At 65.8% G+C, this 19,237-nt stretch carries 18 protein-coding genes; 10 read left to right on the top strand and 8 right to left on the bottom strand.

All coding sequences use genetic code 11. The features are described from left to right. Positions 1-62 precede the first annotated feature (62 nt). Together EN852_RS00385 and EN852_RS00380 are read left to right on the top strand one after the other, a co-directional pair. The gene (locus EN852_RS00385; RefSeq protein WP_127874478.1) at positions 63-1,148 is read left to right on the top strand and encodes a pyridoxal-phosphate dependent enzyme; all 1,086 of its coding nucleotides are present in this window, start codon (positions 63-65) and stop codon (positions 1,146-1,148) included. Between the two features lie 78 nt (positions 1,149-1,226). Continuing rightward, a complete protein-coding gene (locus EN852_RS00380) occupies positions 1,227-2,708 on the top strand; it encodes an aspartate aminotransferase family protein (RefSeq protein ID WP_127874477.1) in 1,482 nt (493 codons plus the stop codon). A gap of 21 nt (positions 2,709-2,729) precedes the next feature. Here the strand turns inward: EN852_RS00380 and EN852_RS00375 are convergent, their stop codons facing one another. Next, a complete protein-coding gene (locus tag EN852_RS00375) occupies positions 2,730-4,742 on the bottom strand; it encodes a BTAD domain-containing putative transcriptional regulator (RefSeq protein ID WP_127874476.1) in 2,013 nt (670 codons plus the stop codon). Positions 4,743-4,897: 155 nt separating this feature from the next. On the opposite strand from EN852_RS00375, the gene EN852_RS00370 reads away from it, so the two are divergent. Further along, positions 4,898-5,134: a hypothetical protein gene (locus EN852_RS00370; RefSeq protein ID WP_127874475.1), complete on the top strand. Its 237-nt coding sequence runs from the start codon at positions 4,898-4,900 to the stop codon at positions 5,132-5,134. 34 nt (positions 5,135-5,168) lie between these two features. On the opposite strand, the gene EN852_RS00365 is transcribed toward EN852_RS00370, so the two are convergent. The 3 genes from EN852_RS00365 to EN852_RS00355 all read right to left on the bottom strand — a co-directional run bounded on the left by EN852_RS00365 (position 5,169) and on the right by EN852_RS00355 (position 7,760). Beyond that, positions 5,169-5,543 (bottom strand): YciI family protein, encoded by a 375-nt coding sequence (locus tag EN852_RS00365; protein ID WP_127864483.1) that lies wholly within the window; start codon positions 5,541-5,543, stop codon positions 5,169-5,171. Positions 5,544-5,637: 94 nt separating this feature from the next. After that, a complete protein-coding gene (locus tag EN852_RS00360) occupies positions 5,638-7,047 on the bottom strand; it encodes an ATP-binding protein (RefSeq protein ID WP_127874474.1) in 1,410 nt (469 codons plus the stop codon). Then, positions 7,044-7,760: a response regulator transcription factor gene (locus EN852_RS00355; protein WP_127874473.1), complete on the bottom strand. Its 717-nt coding sequence runs from the start codon at positions 7,758-7,760 to the stop codon at positions 7,044-7,046. The genes EN852_RS00360 and EN852_RS00355 overlap by 4 nt, the downstream gene beginning before the upstream one ends. Positions 7,761-7,997: 237 nt before the next feature. Between EN852_RS00355 and EN852_RS00350 the strand changes: the two genes are divergently transcribed. From EN852_RS00350 to clpS, 4 genes are all read left to right on the top strand, one after another. Further along, complete coding sequence (locus EN852_RS00350) at positions 7,998-8,303, top strand: hypothetical protein (RefSeq protein ID WP_127864486.1); 306 nt, start codon at positions 7,998-8,000, stop codon at positions 8,301-8,303. Between the two features lie 37 nt (positions 8,304-8,340). Beyond that, positions 8,341-8,592, top strand: a complete 252-nt coding sequence (locus EN852_RS00345) for a hypothetical protein (protein ID WP_127874472.1) — start codon at positions 8,341-8,343, stop codon at positions 8,590-8,592. Between the two features lie 151 nt (positions 8,593-8,743). Then, positions 8,744-9,073: a hypothetical protein gene (locus EN852_RS00340; RefSeq protein ID WP_127874471.1), complete on the top strand. Its 330-nt coding sequence runs from the start codon at positions 8,744-8,746 to the stop codon at positions 9,071-9,073. A 144-nt stretch (positions 9,074-9,217) separates the two neighbouring features. After that, the gene (clpS, locus tag EN852_RS00335) at positions 9,218-9,523 is read left to right on the top strand and encodes an ATP-dependent Clp protease adapter ClpS (protein ID WP_127874470.1); all 306 of its coding nucleotides are present in this window, start codon (positions 9,218-9,220) and stop codon (positions 9,521-9,523) included. A gap of 169 nt (positions 9,524-9,692) precedes the next feature. Here the strand turns inward: clpS and EN852_RS00330 are convergent, their stop codons facing one another. From EN852_RS00330 to EN852_RS00315, 4 genes are read right to left on the bottom strand one after another with little or no spacing between them, the layout of a single operon-like run. After that, entirely contained in the window at positions 9,693-11,780 is a 2,088-nt protein-coding gene (locus EN852_RS00330) for a hypothetical protein (protein WP_127874469.1), read from the bottom strand. Positions 11,781-11,783: 3 nt separating this feature from the next. Continuing rightward, a complete protein-coding gene (locus EN852_RS00325; RefSeq protein WP_127874468.1) occupies positions 11,784-14,603 on the bottom strand; it encodes a DUF4159 domain-containing protein in 2,820 nt (939 codons plus the stop codon). Then, positions 14,600-15,535, bottom strand: coding sequence for a DUF58 domain-containing protein (locus EN852_RS00320; protein WP_127874467.1), 936 nt, complete (start codon positions 15,533-15,535; stop codon positions 14,600-14,602). The genes EN852_RS00325 and EN852_RS00320 overlap by 4 nt, the downstream gene beginning before the upstream one ends. Further along, positions 15,535-16,539 (bottom strand): MoxR family ATPase, encoded by a 1,005-nt coding sequence (locus tag EN852_RS00315; protein WP_095817269.1) that lies wholly within the window; start codon positions 16,537-16,539, stop codon positions 15,535-15,537. The genes EN852_RS00320 and EN852_RS00315 overlap by 1 nt, the downstream gene beginning before the upstream one ends. Before the next feature lie 154 nt (positions 16,540-16,693). Here EN852_RS00315 and EN852_RS00310 point away from each other — a divergent pair, with 154 nt between their 5' ends. The 3 genes from EN852_RS00310 to EN852_RS00300 are packed head-to-tail and all read left to right on the top strand — an operon-like array spanning position 16,694 to position 19,235. Beyond that, positions 16,694-17,338, top strand: a complete 645-nt coding sequence (locus EN852_RS00310) for a DUF1285 domain-containing protein (RefSeq protein WP_127874916.1) — start codon at positions 16,694-16,696, stop codon at positions 17,336-17,338. Then, complete coding sequence (locus tag EN852_RS00305) at positions 17,338-17,970, top strand: CoA pyrophosphatase (RefSeq protein ID WP_127874466.1); 633 nt, start codon at positions 17,338-17,340, stop codon at positions 17,968-17,970. The genes EN852_RS00310 and EN852_RS00305 overlap by 1 nt, the downstream gene beginning before the upstream one ends. Then, the gene (locus tag EN852_RS00300) at positions 17,967-19,235 is read left to right on the top strand and encodes a CCA tRNA nucleotidyltransferase (RefSeq protein ID WP_246694127.1); all 1,269 of its coding nucleotides are present in this window, start codon (positions 17,967-17,969) and stop codon (positions 19,233-19,235) included. Before EN852_RS00305 ends, EN852_RS00300 begins: the two co-directional genes overlap by 4 nt. The last annotated feature ends 2 nt before the right edge of the window (positions 19,236-19,237 follow it).

Here is a 19,237-nt window from a genome sequence, read left to right as displayed (position 1 = left end):
GAAACCGCGCCGCCCAAGCCGCCGGTTTGTAACCGGCATGTGAGATTTCGAGGAGAAAGCCCATGCTGCATCAATTGAAAATCAGGACCACGGCCGGCCGCGGCCGGCTGTTCGACAGCATTCTCGACACGGTCGGCGACACGCCGGTCATCCGCATCAACAATCTCGGTCCGGGTCATGCGACGATCTATGTCAAGGCCGAGTTCTTCAACCCGGCGGCCTCGGTGAAGGACCGGCTGGCGCTCAACATCATCGAGGAAGGCGAGCGCAGCGGTAAGCTCAAGCCCGGCCAGACCGTGGTCGAGGCGACCAGCGGCAACACCGGTATCGGTCTTGCCATGGTCTGCGCGCAGAAGGGCTACCCGCTGGTGGTGACGATGGCCGACAGCTTCTCCATCGAGCGCCGCAAGCTGATGCGCATGCTGGGCGCCAAGGTGGTGCTGACGCCGCGCGCCCAGAAGGGCTTTGGCATGTACAAGAAGGCGGTCGAGCTTGCCGAGGCCAATGGCTGGTTCCTGGCGCGCCAGTTCGAGACCGAGGCCAACGCCGCCATCCACGAGGCGACCACGGGCCGCGAGATCATCAATGACTTCGCCGGTTCGAGGCTCGACGTCCTTGTCACCGGCTACGGTACCGGCGGCACGGTGACCGGCGTCGGCCGGGTCCTGCGCCGCGAGCGGCCGGAGGTGAAGATCGTGCTTGCCGAGCCGGCGAACGCGCAGCTGATCGGCAGCGGCAAGGCCCAGGAGCGCGGCGCCGGTGGGGCTCCGGCCGCCAGCCATCCGGCTTTCGAGCCACACCCAATCCAGGGCTGGACGCCGGACTTCATCCCCAATGTCCTGCAGGAGGCGATCGACCAGCGCTACTATGACGAGGTGGTGCCGATCCCCGGTCCCGAAGGCATCAAATGGGCGAAGGCGCTGGCGCAGCAGGAAGGCATCTTCACCGGCATTTCCGGCGGCGCCACTTTCGCCGTGGCGCGCCAGATCGCCGGCAAGGCCCCGGCCGGCTCGGTGATTCTGTGCATGCTGCCCGACACCGGCGAACGCTACATGTCGACGCCGCTCTTCGACGGCATCGAGGCCGATATGGACGCCGAGGAAACCGCGCTCTCGCGATCGACGCCGAGCTGCCAGTTCGACGCCTGAAGATGGATTTCGCGACGCCGCCGTTCGAACGGCGGCGTCGCCGTTTGCATATCACCTACATGTCGGCGGGAGATAAGAATGGACAGCTTTCAGGAGACGGCGGTCGCGGACGAGACGCTCGATCCACCGGACTGGGCCGGTATGGGGACTCTGTCGCACCGGATCCTCGACGACGCCATCGCCTATCTCAAGGAAGTGCGTGAGCGTCCGGTCTGGCGCGAGATGCCGGACGAGGTGCGCGCGTTCTTTGATGCGCCGATACCGCGCTCACCGGCGCCGGTGAGCGCGGTCTATGACGATGTCGCCCGCAACGTCATGGCCTATCCGATGGGCAACATCCATCCGCGCTTCTGGGCCTGGTATATGGGATCCAGCAACTTCACCGGCGCGCTCGGCGATTTCCTGGCGGCGATCCAGGGCTCCAATCTCGGCGGCGGCAACCATGCTGCCGGGCTGATGGACAGCCAGGTGGTCAACTGGCTGAAGGAGATGGTGGGCTTTCCGGCCTCGGCGAGCGGGACGCTGGTCAGCGGCGGCTCGATGGCGAACATCATCGGGCTGACGGTGGCGCGCAACGTCAAAGCGGGCGTCGACGTGCGCGAGCGTGGCGTCGGCGCAATGCCCAAGCCGCTGCGCTATTACGCTTCGGACCAGGTCCATTCCTGCCACCGCAAGGGCATGGAGGCGCTTGGTCTCGGCAACCGGGCGCTGCGGCGGATACCAACCGATGCGGGCCTTCGCGTCGATATCGCGGCGCTGAAGGCGGCAATCGCCGAAGATAGAGAGGCGGGCTTCAAGCCGGCCTGCGTGATCGGCACCGCCGGCACCGTCAACACAGGCGCGATCGATGATCTTCAGGCGCTGGCGGAAGTCGCGGCCGGGGAAGAGCTTTGGTTCCATGTAGACGGCTGCATCGGGGCGCTGATCGCTGTTGCGCCCGAGAACCGGTCGCTCGTTGCCGGCATCGAACAGGCGGATTCGATCGCGCTCGATCCGCACAAATTGTTGCATGCGCCGTTCGAGGCCGGCTGCGCGCTGGTGCGGGACGCATCCCAGCACCGCAACACTTTTGCCGTCACACCGGAATATCTGGAATCGGCGCCGCGCGGCCTCGCGTCGGGAGAATGGCTGTTCGATTACGGCCTCCAGACCTCACGCGGCTTCCGCGCGCTCAAAATCTGGATGGCGCTGAAGCAGCACGGCGTCGAGAAGTTCGGCCGGCTGATCGACCAGAACATCGCCCAGGCCCGTTACCTCACCCGGCTGATCGAGGCGGAGCCGGCGCTCGAGCTGATGGCGCCGACCACCGTCAACATCGTCAGCTTCCGCCATCGGCTGGACGCCGCGTCGCAGGAAAGCCTCAAGGCGTTCAACACCGAGATCATGCTGAGACTGCAGGAAGAGGGCATCGCTGCTCTGTCCGACACCACCGTGCACGGCCGGCACTGCCTGAGGGTGGCGATCGCCAATCACCGCACGCGCCGCGACGATCTCGACCTGCTGGTGCGCGAGATGCTTCGTGTTGGAAGAGAAATCGAAGCGACCATGTCACAGGCCTAGAAAGCACACGGCCACGGCTTGTCATTCGGGCAGGCCGGCCAACCGCAGGGCCTCGAAATATTTGACGAAATAGGCCGGCCTGATATGCCCCGCCACGTGTGTGAGGTTGGCAAGCGTCAGTTCGGGGTCGAGCGCCAGCGAGCGCGCGATATGCTTGCTCGCGGCATCCAGCCTGCCGGCCATGGCATTGCTGGCGGCCGCGACTCGCAGGCCGGTGAGATAATATGGCTGCGTGCGCGATGCCGCCTCCGCGAGTGGCCACGCGACGTCGTAGCGGCCGGCCACGAAATGGGCGAAGGCGGTGCAGGTCTGCATGAAGAAGGTCAGCGGATCGAGCGGGCTCAGCCGTCTTGCCCGCGACAGGTGCTCGATAGCGATGTCAGGATCGTCGTAGCAGGACTTGAGGTAGCCGCTCGCGCTCCAGGCGGTAGCGCAGTTCGGGTTGAGCACGAGCGCACGGTCGGCCAGTGCCGAGGCGGCCTCGTAGTCGCCGACAACATAGCCCAACGCCAGGCCGCCGAAGGCCAGCGCTACTGCGTCGTCCTGGCCGGAGATCGCGACGTTGCCGACCAGCCGGGAAACCTCGGCGGTCTCCTTCTGCCGATCAGTCATCCAGCGATTCGCCATCCGCCAGAAATAGCACCAGGCGGCAGCGCCCTCCGCTGCGGCAAAATCGGGGTCGAGCTCGACGGCCTTGTAAAATTGCGGCAGCGCTTCCTCCAGCCCCTCCCTCGTCCAGCGGTAAAGGCTCGCCATGCCCCGCAGATAGTGGTCGTAGGCGTCGAGGCTTTCGGTGGGCTTGCGCTTGGCGCGCGCCATCTCGGCCTGTTCGAGCCTCGGCGAAATCGCGCCGACAACGCTGGAGGCGACGAGGTCTTGCAGTTCAAACACCTCCGAGACGTCGCCTTCGAACCGGTCTGCCCACAGAGTCACCCCGGCCGCTGCCTCGACGAGCTGCCCTGCTACGCGCAGCCGGCTTCCGGCCCTGCGGACGCTACCCTCCAGGACGTAGCGTACCCCGAGTTCGCGTGCCACGCGCGTGACCTCGACCGCCTGGCCCTTGTAAGCGAAGGCGGAATTCCGCGCGATCACGAACAGCCAGTTCACATGCGACAGCGCCGTCGTGATCTCCTCGACTACGCCGTCGGTGAAATATTCCTGCTCGGCGTCGCCGCTCATGTTCTGGAACGGCAGGACAGCGATCGACGGTTTTTCCGGCACAGAGACGGCAGGACGTGCCGCCTTGGCTTCGAGGAGAGACAGTTCGGCCTGAGGCGGCCCGCGATCGGCTGCGGGCTCCCCCAGCTCCGCGGTCGCCTCGATCCGTTCGACCAGCGCCCGCGTCGCCTCTTCGGGTTCGACGTCGAGCTCGCGCTTTAGCGCTTCCTTGCAGGCCAGGAACTGCCGGAAGGCATCGTTGGTCTTGCCGCGGCGGCGGAAGATGCGAATGAGGGCGCGATGAGCCTGCTCGGCACATGGATCGAGCGCCACTAATCTTTCGGCCAATGCTTTGCAGACCTCTTCCTCGCGCGGACCCAGCTCCGGCAAGAGGCTTAGCCGCTCGACCAGATCCAGCGCCTTACGAGTATAGTTCGAGCGAAGCGGCGCGAGCCAGTCGTCAATCTCGCCGGGGGACGACTGCCCGTCGAGGAGTTCGCTCCGGTAGAGGTCAGCCGCTGCCGCTAGGCTCGCGCCGTCATCGGCCTGGCACCCCCGGTCGAAAATCCAGATGTCAGCCTCGTCGGCAGGTGCGGCCAGCCAGATTGTATCGGCATTGCCTTCGATGCGGATGGCCTCGTCACCCGTGGAGGGAAACAGCCGTCTGATGTCGACAAGAGCCTGACGCAAGCTGTTTCGCGCCTGCTGCTCGCCACTGCCCGCCCACAGCATCGCGGCTGCCCTGTCGCGGCGAAGGCCCTTGGGGCCGGCCAGAACGAGGGCGGCAAAAAGCAGCGACGTCTTGCGCGTCGCGAAGTGCAGAGGTTGCCCGCCTGCGGAGACAACCTCGATGCCGCCAAGCAACCGGATATGCACCCCAGCCCCCGTGAAACAGCCTTGGGCAGAATATCACGTCCTGCAGCCGACTTAACGCCGATTTAGCGCGGTTTTTGCCGCGCTTTCACGCCTGGATGAACATTGGCCAAGCGCGTCGATGGGACATTGCCTTCGTCGAACGAAGGAGAATGGCAATGGCGTATATCAGCATCAGAGCCTTCCAGCCCACTACCCGCTTTGCCGGCACGCTTGCCACCAACATCGCGATGGTCTTCGCTGGGCTCCAGCATCGATATCAGGATGCAAGGCAGCGCCGGGCTTTGGCCGGCCTGTCGATTTCAGAACTGAAGGATTTCGGCTACCCGGTCGATGAGGCTCCTGCCGATGTCGCGGCTCGCCACCGCATCATCAGGCACCGCGCGCGCCAGTGAACCGCTCGCGAGTGGGCGGCGGCGGGAAAAGATCTCAACCAGCCGCCAGCGTTGCGCCGGGCAGATAGAGCATGATCGGCCGGATCTCGTAGACGGCGGATGGGTTGACGCGCTTGAGATCGCGCGCGGCGGCGATCGCTTCGTCCTGGTTCGCGCAGTCGAGGACATAGAGGCCGAGCAGTTGCTCCTTGGTTTCGGCGAAGGGACCGTCGATCACCATGCCGTCGCCCGGGCCGCGCAGCGTCACGGCCTTAGCCGTCGCGCCGAGCCTGGCAGCCGGGCCGAGCTTGCCCGCTCGGGTCAGCCTGTCGTTGACCTCGAGCAGGTCCTTCATCAGCGCCGCATCCTCGTCGGGCGTCCAGGACTGGACAGTGTCTTCGACGTGATAGGCAAGGATAGCGTAGAACATGATGCGGTTCCTCATCGCCGGGAGGGGCGGCACTATCACAAGGAAGAGCCGGCCGATCCAGTGGGGAATTGGGACCAGCAAGCCGCCTGCTGACTCAAGCTGCCACGGGCAGCCGCAGTTCGGTCAGCAAGCCGCCGCCCGGATGGTTGGAAAGATCGACCTCCCCACCGGCGCCGCGGGCGATGTTGCGGGCGATGGTGAGGCCGAGGCCGAGGCCGCCGGTTGTGCGGTTGCGCGATTCCTCCAGCCGCACGAAGGAGCCGAACACCGCGTCCAGCTTCGCTTGCGGGATGCCGGGGCCTTCGTCTCGGATCGAGAGCGTGATCGTGTCGCCTGTTCGCCGCACGCCGAGATGCGCTTTCTTGCCGTAGATCACCGCGTTCTGGATGAGATTGGTGATGCAGCGGCGCAGCGCCACCGGCCGCGCGATGCAGATCAGGCCGCGCGAAGGTGTGGCATCCTCGTCGAAGGATGCGTCCTCGAAAGCGTCCGCGACCGATTCCACCAGCGACCAGAAATCGATCCGCTCGGCCTTTTCCTCGGTCACCTCGAATTTGGCGAAGTCGATGACGGAACTGGCGATGCTTTCGATGTCGGCGAGGTCGTGCGCAAGCGCATCTCGCGCGGGCGACCTGCGCAACAGTTCGAGGCGGAGCCGCATGCGGGTCAGCGGCGTGCGCAGGTCATGCGCCAGCGCCGCCGCAAGGTGCTCGCGGTCCTCGACATAATCGCGCAGCCGCATCTGCATGGCGTTGATCGCCTTTGCCGCGGCGCGGATCTCGCGACTGCCGCTCTCTGAGATCGGCGGGCTTTTCAGGTCGTTGCCGATCCGCGTCACCGCGGTTTCCATTATCCGATAAGGCGCGGTCAGCCGGCGCAGCGACCAGATCGACATGATCACGATCAAACCGGCGATCAGCGAATAGAGCGGCAGGCTGTCGAGGCTCAGAATCGGCCCGGCCGGCGTGATCGGTTCCGTGAAATTCAACCACTGCCCGTCGGAAAAGCGCAACGATGCCGTCAGCTTGTCGCTCTGCGCGAAATCCGCGGCCAGGACCAGAAGGTCGCGCTCGACCTGGCCGACATCCTTGTTCACCGCCTGACCGTCCGGGACGTCGGCCTCCTGGGTGGCCGGATCGCGCCGCACGCGCGCGTCGGTGATGCCGAATTTCGACAGGCGCCCGACCAGGATGTCCTCCAACTCGGCCAGTTGATCATCGCCGGCGATCGAGGAGGTGACGGCGGGCGTGTCCGAAACCGTCAGCGCATAGGTCGAGTTGAACAGGCCCGACGCGGTCGCCTTGCGCTCTTCGGGCGTGGCGTCATGCATCAGTTGCACGAGCGAATAGGCGCGGTCGTTCAACCGGTAGAGATCGACGACACTGTTGGCCGCAGCGCGGTCACGCGCCACGATGTAAAGCGTCGCCACCTGGCTGAGCATGAGGCCGGCGATGACGATGAGCAGCACCCAGGCAGGCAGGGTCTGCGGCAGGAAGCGTCTCATTCGGACGTTGTCTCGGGCAGGAACTGATAGCCGCCGCTGCGCACCGTCAGGATCAGTTTCGGCGTTTTCGGATCGTCTTCCATCTTGCGGCGCAGGCGGCTCACCAGAATGTCGACGCTGCGGTCGAAGCTGTAGCCGGTGTCGCCGCCGGAAAGCTCGATCAGCTGTTCGCGGGTAAGCACGCGCTGCGCGCTCTTGACGAAGGTCTGCAGCAGGTTGAACTCGGCCATGGTCAGCTCCACGCGGACGTCGTCGGGCGCCGTCAGGCGCCGCCGCGCGCAGTCCATCGTCCAGCCGGCAAAGTGATAGATCTGCTTGGCGGCCGGGCGCCGCGGCTCGGCGCTGCCGTTGCGTCTGAGCACGGCGCGGATGCGGGCCAGGAGCTCGCGCGGATCGAAGGGCTTGGGCACATAGTCGTCGGCGCCCATTTCGAGACCCACAACACGGTCGGTCGTCTCGGTGACCGCGGTCAGCATGATGATCGGCGTGGTGTAGTTGGCACGGATCTCGCGGCAAAGCTCAAGTCCACTCTTTCCGGGCAGCATCACGTCGAGAACGATCAGGTCTACCGGCGTGCGGCGCAGCACCGCCTCCATCTCGGTGCCGTCGCCGGCCGCCGTGGTGTGCAGCCCGCGCTTCTGGAAGAACTCCTGCAGCAAGTCGCGTATGCCCTTGTCGTCGTCGACGATCAGTATGTGTGCGTCCGATTTCACTCGAAACCTATGATTCTGTTAGCCCGGCGTCCCTTCGGCGATCTCTCACACGATAGAATTCGGGCCACATCTTGGCCAGAGGTCGCGATCGGCGCCCCGGCTGGTTCCCCAGAAACAATCCAGAAACAAAATTCTACAGTCGAGAAAAACTGGTGAAAAATTTCAAGGTCATAACCGGTGCCGTGGCGGTCAGGTCATCGGCTGCGACGCAAGTTTCCGGAGTAACGGACGAGACCAATGCAGAGGTTCTGGATCAGCGTGATGGGTGCTTTGCTCAGCATATCGCTCATCACCGCCGCGGCCGGCGCCTCAACCGCAAAGGTCGCGCCACCGCTCACCCGGACCGAGCGCTGCACCAATCTGAGCCGTCAGGTTGACGAAGCCCTCGAAACCCATGCCGCGGCAACGCAGGTCACCGCGGCGAAAGCACTGCAAAGAAAGGGAAACCGGTTCTGCGCCAACAAGAAGCAGGCACAGGGTATCCGGATGCTCGCAAACGCTTTGAAGCTGCTTGGAGTGACACCGATCGATCCCGCTCAGTGACGCTCACCTAGACCGCAAGAAAAAGGAAAATGAAGCCATGAAGAAGTCCATCCTCTCCGCCCTCGGCCTCGGTGTTGCTCTCGCTTTCGCGATGCCGGCTCTCGGCAATGCCGCCGCCACGACGACCGCTGCCCCGGCTGCCAGCACCACGACCACGGCCGCTCCGGCCGCCATGGCTCCGGCGAAGGCTGCTCCGAAGAAGGTTGCCGCCAAGAAGACCTGCAAAGTGACCAAGACGCACAAGTGCCCGGTCAAGAAGGCCAAGAAGGCTCCGGCGAAGAAGTCGTAATCCAGGCTTTCAGTCCTGATCTTTCAAGACCGCTCCGGCCGGTTTTGGCTGGAGCGGTCTTCCGGCGGGCGAAGTGTGACATCGGCAGCTTCCGCCGCGCCCGTTCCGATCCTTAACCTGATTGCAATGCCGGTGCTGTAGGACAATCCGCATGAAGAAGCGGTTTTCGTCCCGGATGCGTTCGCTGACACTCGGCGGCCTGATCGTCACCGCGGCCGTGCGATCGTTGATCATCTTTACCGCAAGCCCCGTGCCGGATCCCGCCAGCGGCAGGACCGAGCCCGAGCTGTTCGCTCCGCTGATCTCCTCAAGCTTCGACTACATCACGCCGACGCAGTCCTGGGTCCTGATCGTGCTGACCGGCATAACCCTGGTCGGCTTCGCCGCCTGGATGATCACGGCATTCATGGAGCGCGGTTCCCGCACGGATGATGGCGGCTCGGGCAGGTCCGGCACAACAATGCGCCGGCAGGGCCGTTGAACCGCAACCAACGCTCTCCCACATAAGGCCGAGCGCTCGCCCCGCCACCACGGCGGCAAATGGGTTAAAGCTCTGCGCAATTGCGGACGGAAAACCGCGAGCACTCTTCCTGGAATTGCTTTGGTTCCCAACTGGCGGATGCCGATGCCTGAAACAGTCCTCAAACCGCCCACCAAGACACAGCCGAAAACAGAGCGGCCGAAGCTCTACAAGGTTATCCTGATCAATGACGATTTCACGCCGCGTGAGTTCGTGGTGACCGTGCTCAAGGGCGAATTCAAGCTCAGCGAGGACCAGGCGCATCGTGTGATGATCACGGCGCATACGCGCGGCGTCTGCGTGGTTGCTGTGTTCACCAAGGATGTCGCCGAAACCAAGGCGACGCGGGCTACCGACGCCGGCAAGGCCAAGGGCTATCCGCTGCTGTTCACCGTCGAGCCGGAAGAGTAGGGGCGGGCGCTTTTCCTTCTCCCCCTGGGGGAGAAGGTGTCGCCGAAGGCGACGGATGAGGGTGTTCCAGCTTGGCGCCAAGCTTACCCCTCACCCGGATTGCCAGCCGATTTGTGAAGGAAAAATCGAGGCAATCCGACCTCTCCCACAGGGGGAGAGGTAAGGACACTCACCGCCCCTCGCGATACCACATCGAGCCGATTGCGAGCAGCAAGAGGCCGAGGCCGAGGAAGCCGCCGAACAGGGGCACGCGCGACACGGCCTTGAGCGTGCTGTCGTCGGTGGTGCGCAGGCCGATCCAGTCGTCACCCGAGGCCGCCGCCGAGGAGCGGACCGGCACGATCGAGGGCAGCGTCACGCCGCCGGCGAGATTGCCGAGCGTGGATGACGGGGCCAGCCGCCGCACGCTGCCGCCGGTCGCTTCGGCCGGTGCCTTCAGCCGATCCTCGGTCGAGATCACGTCGGAGAACTCCGGCGCGTTGATCGGGCCAACATGGGCAAGCGCGGTCAAGTCGCCATTGCCGATCTGGTAAAGGCCGATCTCGCTGGTCCGCAGGCTGCCGGTGAAGATGCCGGGCTCGGCTTTATCGAGCTTCACCGTCACCGTCTTGCCGGACGGCGTGATCACCTGCGCGGGACCCGGATCGTCGCTCATCGTCTGGCGGCGGATCTCCAGCACCATGCCGCGGCCGTCGGCGGTCAGCCGTTCTTCTTCCAGTTCCGGTTCCTTCATCAGCCAATGGGCGATGCGCCGATAGAGCTGGACATGCGGGCCGCCGCCTTCGAAACCGCGCGCCCACAGCCATCCCTGGTCCGACAAGAGCATGCCGACGCGGCCTTCGCCCTTGCGGTCTAGCAGGAGCAGGGGCCGGTCGTCGGCGCCTTTCATCACCACTTCGCCTTCCGGATTCTTGACGCCGATGGTACGGAACCAGCGGCTCCAATGCGGCGGCTCGCTTGCCGAGCCGTCGACCCCACGCGTCACCGGATGGCGCTGGCCGAGATCGGTCAGGCGCGGATAAAAGGCCTTGTCCACCACCTCGCCGGTCGGCATGGCCGGCAGCGCGGCGTTGAGCGGCGTGCGGGCGATGGAGTTCTCGCCGGCATATTCGGGACCCGCGGCAATCAGCAGCGCGCCGCCCTTTTCGACATATTCCGAGATGTAGTCGTAATAGAGGATCGGCAGCACGTCGCGGTGCTGGTAGCGGTCGAAGATGATCAGGTCGAAATCCTTGATCTTCTCGACGAACAGCTCGCGCGTCGGGAAAGCGATCAGCGACAATTCATTGATCGGCGTGCCGTCCTGCTTTTCCGGCGGGCGCAGAATGGTGAAGTGGACGAGATCGACCGACGCATCCGACTTCAAAAGGTTGCGCCAGGTGCGCTCGCCGGCATGCGGCTCGCCGGAGACCAAGAGCACGCGCAGGTTCTCGCGGATGCCGTCGACCAGGGCGATCGCCCGGTTGTTGGCGTCCGTCAGCTCGCCCGGCTCACGGTCGATGCCGAGCTGGACGATGTTGCGGCCGGCATTGGGAATGGTGACCGAGAGCTTCATCGGTTGGCCGACGGCCGCGTGCTCGACCGAGACCTGCTCGCCATTGACCGAGACCCGTACATCCACCGGGCCGCCGTTGCCTTCCGTCGAAATGACGCGGTAGGTCATGTCGAGCGGCTTGCCGACAAGAGTGAAGCGCGGCACGTTCTCGAAACGGATGCGGCGGTCCTTCTCATGCTCGCTGCCGGTGATCAGCGCATGCAGCGGCGCGTTGAATTCCGGCGCTCCGTCGGGTGCGTCATGCACCTCGCCGTCGGTGATCATGATGGCGCCGCCGATGCGCGACGGCGGCACGTCGCGGAAGGTGCCCTCCAACGCGCTGAACAGCTTGGTTTCGGTGCGTTCGTCGGCGGCTTCCGACTTGCCGGCCTCGACGACGCGGACATCGAATTGCTTGAAGCGGCCGAGACGCTCCTGCATCCCGGCCAGCGCCTCGTCGGTCTGCCTGGTGCGGTCGCCGATATCCTGGCTCTGGCTGCGGTCGACGATGAGCGCAACGACGCTCTTCAGCGCCTCGCGCTCCTCGGCGAGGAACACCGGGTTGAGCAGTGCAGCGGCAAGGGCGAGCAGCGCGATGAAGCGCAGCGCCGAGCCGCGCTGGCGGAACCACAGGCCGACCAGCGCCAGCAAAAGCAACGGCACGAAGAGCAGGCCGAAGAGCGGCCAGGAGACGAGCGGTTCGAAGGAGATCGACCAGTTCATGAGCTACTGCCCCAGCCGTTCGAGCAGCACGGGCACGTGCACCTGATCGGATTTGTAGTTGCCGGTCAGCATGTACATCATGATGTTGACGCCGGCGCGCAGCGCGTAGACGCGCTGCATCGGGTCCGGCGGCACGGTCGGCAGCATCGGATCGCCGTTCTCGTCGACCGCCCAGGCGCCGGCGAAATCATTGGCGGTGATCATGATCGGCGAGACACCGTCGCCGGTGCGCACGGGTCGGTTCTCGGTGTTGCTGGCGTCGAGCGAGGCCTCGACCCAGAGCGGGCTGCCGCTGAAGCGGCCGGGGAACTCCGGAAGGATGAAGAAGGATTTGGTCAGCACGTGGTCCGACGGCACCGGTTCCAGCGGCGGCACATTGAGGTTGGCGAGGATGTCGCGCAGCCGCTCGGTCGCCGGGCTCGCCGAGCCGGCGCCGATGCCGTTGGAGAACTGGTCGCGCGTGTCGAAGAGGACCGTGCCGCCCTGCTGCATATAGGCGTCGATGCGGGCGATCGCCGCCTGGCTGGGCATCGGCGCCGAGGGGTCGATCGGCCAATAGATCAGCGGAAAGAAGGACAGCTCGTCCTTGGCGATGTCGACGCCGGCCGGCGGGCCGGGCTCGAGCGCGGTCTTCTCGATCAGGAAACGGGTCAGGCCTTCAAGGCCGGCACGGCTGATCGAATCGACGCCGGGCTCGCCGGTGATGACATAGGCGATGCGGGTTTTCGAAATGTCGTCGATCGCCTGGGCGTCGCCTGGCTTCGAATCGTCGGCGCGGGCGAAATCGGCTTGGCCGAAGAGGCCGCCCAGCACGACCAGAACAGCGGCTGTGGTCGCCACGGCCGCGCGGCGCGGCCGGCGCGCCAATAGGCCGCCCATCCAGAACACGGCCAAGGTGTCGAGCGCCATCAACAGGAGCGCGACGGCGACCAGCGGGCCCTTGAGGTTCTCCGACTCGTCGAAGGCATAGGGGATGGCGCTCACCGGCAGCGAAACCTGTGGGCGCACCAGCGGCGCAAAGGTGCTCGACGCATCGAGAAGATTATGCGCGAAGACGCCCGTCTCGGAGCCGTAAAGGCCGGGCGGGTTCTCCAGCGTCACCGGCAGCGGGCCGGCGCCGGGCACCAGCGGCCGGGCATCGGGCGAGGGCGGTGTGAGCATGCCGTCGGCGCCGATCATGCGGTAGGGTGCCAGCGACGCGGCGGTGGCTTCGGCATTGGCAATCGCCGCGCCCTGGTTGCGCGACAGTTGCACGACGCGCCGCAGCATCTCGACAAAGGTGCCGGAGATCGGCAGGTTCGACCAGGTCGCCTCGGGCGTGACATGGAAGAGCACCAGCGTGCCCTTGTCCTTTTTCATGCCCGTCACCAACGGCGTGCCGTCGGCAAGCGTGGCCCAGGTGCGCTCGACGATGTCGGGCGTCGGCTCGGCCAGGACCTGCCGGCTGACCGTCACCTCGGAGGGCGGGGAAAGGTCGGCGAAGGGACCGTTCTTCGGGAATTCGGTGACCGCCTGCGGCGTCGTCCAGGACAGCGCGCCGCCTAGCGCGCGCTCGCCGCTGCGCAACCGTACAGGCAAAAGGTCGTCGTCATTGCCGGCCGCGGCAAGACGCGGGCCGGCAAACCGCACCAGGGTGCCGCCCTTGTCGACCCAGTCGACCAGCCGCTGCTTGACCTGCTCCGGGATGGTGCCGACATCGGCCATGATGATCATCGCCGGCTTCTGGTCGAGAAGCTGCGGAATGGCGTCGGCGAGGTCGGCGCTCGACGGCTCGACCAGATCGGCAAAAGGCTGGAGGGCGCGGCGGATATAGTAGAGCGGCGACAGAAGCGGCTGCGCCTGGTCGGCCTCGGCTTGCGACAGCAGGCCGACGCGGCGGCGTTTGGAGCTCTCGTCCAGGACGCGCACGGCACCGGCCTGGTGCTCGCCGTCGAGCGCTATCGAGGCGAAGTCGTTGCGCAGCTCGAAGGGGACCGCCATCGTCGCCGTGGCGGTGGCTTCGCCCGGTGCGAAGGTCAGCGTCGCATCGGCAATGCGGCGGCCCTTGTCGTCGAAGGCGCCGGCGCTGACCTGCGCCGGCGCCGGATCGCCCGGCGCGCGGATGGCGGTCAAGGCGAAGCCGTCGACCTGGTTGTCGGTGCCAATCAGGCCGGTCAGTGAGAGCCGGTCGGACGTGGCCCAGACCAGCCGCTTCGCGTTCTTTTCGAGCAGCGTCTTGAACGCGGCGTTGTCGCCTTTGGCGGCAAGGCCATCGGCCAGCACGGCAACGCTGGCACCGGGCAGGCGCTCCAGCGCGGCGGCGACACGGGCGTAGACGGCCGGACGGTCAGTCGGAACCGGCCGCGGGTTGGCGGCGCGCAGATGGTCGAGCGCGGCCGAGGCATCGAAGGGGCCGATCTCGGCATTGGGCTTCTCGGCGGTGAAGGCGATGACGATCGGCACGCCGTTCGATCCGGCGTCGGCGATCAGCCGCTCGGCGGTGGCGACGCGCTTGCCCCAGTCGGCGGCGCTTGCCCAGCTGTTGTCGATGACAAGCGCCAGGGCGGAACCTTCCGCCGGCAGCCTTTCGCGCGGATTGAAGACCGGCTCGGCCAGCGCCATCACGACAAGCGCCGCCATGAGCAGCCGCAGCAGCGTCAGCCACCACGGGCTTTGCTGCGGGGTTTCCTCGCGTCTTAGGACCCGGGCCAGGATTTTCAACGGCGGGAAAACTTCCGTCTGCGGCTTGGGCGGGGTGAGCCTGAGCAGCCACCAGATCACAGGCAGCGCCAAGAGGCCCCACAGAACCATCGGCGCCCCGAAGGAAAGCGGCAGCCAGCTCATGCGACCGCCTTTCCGGCTCGATTGGCAATCGACGCCGCATGACCGCCTTCCACGGTCAGCGCCATGTGGATGCGCACCAGCGCTTCGGAGGCGAGGCGGTCGGTGTGGTTGACGGTGTAGCTCCAGCCGAGACGCTTGCACCAGGCTGCCAGCTCCTCGCGGCGAGCCCGGTAAAGCAGGCGATATTCCTCGGCCAGCATCTCAGCGCGGCCGGCGGTCAGCTTGTCGCCGGTCTCCGGATCGGTGAACTCGGTGCGGCCGGCATAGGGGAAGGTTTCCTCGGCCGGGTCGGCGACCTCGATCAGATGCGCGCGCACGCCGTGGCGGGCGAGCACGTCGAGCCACGCCATGGTTTCATCGACCGGGTCGAGGAAATCGCTGACGAGCACGATGTCGCAGAAGCGGCGGATCGCCGACAGGTCGGGTTTGGCCGGCAGCGCGGCGGCGTGGCTCAGCTGGGCGGCAATACGCTCGGCGCCGTTGCGGGCGGTGAACGGGTCGGTAAGGCCGGGCCAGGCGATGCGCTCGCCGCTGCGCGACAAAAGCTCGGCCAAGGCGAGCGCCAGCACCAGCGCGCGCGATTCCTTGGAAACGCCGGCGCCGCCGGATTTGTAGAGCATGGACGGCGAGGGATCGGCCCAGAGCCAGACCGTGTGCGCGGCTTCCCATTCGCGGTCGCGCACATAGGTATGGTCGTCCCTGGCTGAGCGGCGCCAGTCGATGCGCGAGGAATCGCCTTCGACATAGGGCCGGAACTGCCAGAAGTTCTCGCCAATGCCGCGCTTGCGACGGCCGTGCCAGCCGGCGATCACCGTGTTGACGATACGGCGCGCCTCGACCAGCAGGTCCGGCACCAGTGAAGCCCGCAACCGGCCGCGGGCGAGCGCGTCGCGCGTCGCAACCGGTGCCTGGACCTCGCCTATTCGACCCATCAGATGCCTTTTGCCAGCTTCGCCACCACATCGCGCACCGAAGTGCCTTCGGCGCGGGCGGCGAAAGTCAGCGCCATGCGATGCTGCAGCACCGGTTCGGCCAGCGCGCGAACGTCGTCGACCGAAGGCGCCAATCTTCCATCATATAGGGCGCGGGCGCGGGCGCACAGGGTCAGCGCCTGGCTGGCGCGCGGGCCTGGCCCCCAAGCGACATGCTTGTCGGTCTCGGCATTGCCCTGGCCGGGCCGGGCCGAACGCACCAGCTTGAGGATCGCCTCGACGACGCTTTCCGGCACCGGCATGCGGCGGATCAGCGTCTGGATTTCCTTCAGTCTCGCCGGCTGCAGCACCTTGTCGGCCTTGGCTTCGTCGATGCCGGTCGTTTCGAGCAGGATGCGGCGCTCCGCATCGATCTCCGGATAAAGGATGTCGACCTGCATCAGGAAGCGGTCGAGCTGGGCCTCGGGCAACGGATAGGTGCCTTCCTGCTCCAGCGGGTTCTGCGTCGCCAGCACATGGAAAGGCGAGGGCAGGTCGTGGCGGACGCCGGCGATGGTGACGTGATATTCCTGCATCGCCTGCAACAGGGCGGACTGCGTGCGCGGCGAGGCGCGGTTGATCTCGTCGGCCATCAGCAGTTGCGTGAAGATCGGCCCGGAAATGAAGCGGAAGGACCGCTTGCCGAACTCGTCCTGCTCCATTACCTCGGAGCCGAGGATGTCTGACGGCATCAGGTCGGGGGTGAACTGGACGCGGCGCGAATCGAGGCCGAGCACAATGCCCAGCGTCTCGACCAGCTTGGTCTTGGCAAGCCCAGGCACGCCGACCAGCAGCGCATGGCCGCCGGCAAGCAGCGCCACCAGCGTGCGCTCGACGACAGCCTCCTGGCCAAAAATCACCCGGCCGACCGCGTCGCGGACCCTGGAGATGTCGGCCAGCGCCTTTTCGGCCTCCTCGATCATCGCTTTCTCGCTGATCGGGCTTTCCTTGATCATCACGCTCATGCCGTTCGATCCTTGTGGTTGGAGATACCGGCCTGCATTCTCAATGTCGCAGAATGCCGCGATTCGGCTTCGCCTGGCGCCTGCATTCGAACTTAAATCACAGACTTGGGCGGACAAGGCTGACAATCGGGACAACAGTGACTATTTCGTGACCATGGCCGAACGCAGCGAACATCGTCAACAAAGCCCGAGCACACAGAGCTTGACGAGCGCTACCGAGCCGCGCGGACTTGAGGCGCTGGTTTCGCGTGCCGCCCGCGCGGGCAAGGGGCCGGCGCCGGTCGAGCGCTGGAATCCGGATTTCTGCGGCGACCTCGACATGGAGATCAAGGCGGACGGCACCTGGTTCTATCTCGGCACGCCGATTGGCCGCATGCCGCTGGTGCAGCTCTTTTCCAGCGTGCTGCGCAAGGATTTGGACGGAAAGACCTATCTTGTGACCCCGGTCGAGCGGGTCGGAATCCGCGTCGTTGACGCGCCCTTCATCGCCGTCGAAATGAATGTGTCCGGGAGCGGCGACGAACAAGTCATCACCTTCCGCACCAATGTCGGCGATGTGGTGGCCGCCGGGCCCGGCCATCCGCTGCGTTTCGTCGACGAGGACGAAACCGGCGGGCTGAAACCCTATGTGCTGGTGCGCGGACGGCTGGAGGCGCTGGTGGCGCGGGCGGTGATGTATGAGCTGGTCGGGCATGGCGAGGAGATCGATATCGACGGCAAGACGATGTTCGCCGTCCGCTCGGGCGGCGAGATCTATCCGATCATGCCGGCCGAGAAGCTGAAACGGCAGAGCGCGTGATGGACCAGGTGACGCGGGCGCCGTTTTCCATCGCGGATTTCCGGGCGCGGGCCGCAGCGCAGGCCGCGATCACCCCTGGCGAGGATTTCGGCGATCATCGCTTCAATCCCGATCACCCCAGGCTCCAACACGTCAAGCCCCTGCGGGACGCGGCCGTGCTCATCCCGGTCGTCGACCGCGCCGAGGGCGCCATGGTGCTGCTCACCAAGCGCGCCGAGAAGCTGCGCAGCCATTCCGGCCAGGTGGCGTTTCCAGGCGGCACCATCGATCCGACCGACCCCGGCTCCGAGGCGACCGCGCTGCGCGAGACCTTCGAGGAGATCGGTCTCGATCGCGACCATATCGAGATCATCGGCCGCATGCCGGATTATGTGTCAGGCAGCGGTTACCGCATCGTGCCGGTGCTTGCCGTGGTGCGGCCGGGCTTTTCGCTGACGCTCAATACCGACGAGGTCGACGCTGCCTTCGAGGTTCCCCTGAGTTTCCTGATGGACCCGGCCAACCACACGCGCGACAGCCGCATGTGGAACGATCTCGAATGGTTCTTTTACGATATGCCCTATGGCGACCAGCGCATCTGGGGCGTCACCGCCGGCATCATCCGCACGCTGTATGAAAGGCTTTATGCGTGAGCGTCGAGGTGTCTCTCTCCGGCAGCGCCGATTGGCTGGCCGACAAGCATATGCAGAAGCTGCTTGCGGCGTTGAAGCAGGGCGGCGAGGAAGCGCGTGTCGCCGGCGGCGCGGTGCGCAATGCGCTGCTTGGCCAACCCGTGGCCGACATCGACATCGCCGCGACGACACTGCCCGAAGAGACCATCCGGCGCGCGGAGGCGGCCGGCTTCAAGACGGCGCCGACCGGGATCGAACACGGCACCATCACCGTGATTGCGGGCGGCAAGCCCTATGAAGTCACCACGCTGCGCGCTGATGTCGAGACCGACGGCCGCCGGGCGAAAGTGAGTTTCGGGCGCGACTGGAAGCTTGATGCCGAGCGGCGCGACTTCACCATCAACGCGCTCTATGCCGAAGCCGACGGCACGGTCGTCGACCTTGTCGGCGGCATTGCCGATATCGAGGCGCGGCGGCTGCGTTTCATCGGCGACGCGGAGGCACGCATCCGCGAGGACTATCTGCGCATCCTGCGCTTTTTCCGCTTCTTCGCCTGGTATGGCGACGGCCGGCCCGATGCCGAAGGCTTGAAGGCCTGCGCCAGGCTGAAGGAGGGGCTTGCCCAGCTTTCGGCCGAACGCGTCTGGTCCGAGCTGAAGAAGCTGCTGTCCGCTCCGGATCCTTCGCGCGCCCTGCTCTGGATGCGCCAGGCCGGCGTGCTGTCGGCCGTGCTCCCGGAGAGCGAGAAATGGGGCATCGACGCCATCCACGGCCTGGCCAGGACCGGAAAGGATCTCGGCTGGACCGCCGATCCGATGCTGCGGCTCGAGGCAATCGTCCCGCCCGATGCCGCGCGCATGAAGACGCTTGGCGAACGGCTGCGGCTTTCGAATGACGAGGCCGCTCGCCTGCGGCATTGGGCGCTGACCATCGCTCCGGACGCGAAGATGACCGAGACCGAGCTGGCCAAGAAACTCTACTACGGCGACCGCGACGGCTATCTCGATCGCATCCGGCTGGCGCTTGCCGCCGCGCGGACGCGTGCCGTCGAGGACAATCAGGCGATGATGGAGGCCGGCGGTCTTTCACGCCTGCTCAACTTCGCGCTGAAGTGGGCAAAGCCGGTGTTTCCGATCAAAGGCGCCGACCTGACGGACCTTGGCGCGTCACCGGGGCCGAAGCTTGGCGCCACGTTGAAGAACCTCGAGAAGGAGTGGGTCGGGTCGGGCTTCACCCTGGAACGCGGCGCGCTGATGCAGCGCGCCGCGCAAGCCCTGGAAATTTAGTC

The organism is Mesorhizobium sp. M2E.F.Ca.ET.209.01.1.1, assembly GCF_004010375.2.
Classification (GTDB): Bacteria; Pseudomonadota; Alphaproteobacteria; order Rhizobiales; family Rhizobiaceae; genus Mesorhizobium.
The sequence above is the reverse complement of the archived record's forward strand: the minus strand, read 5'-3'. Positions and strand labels throughout refer to the sequence as shown.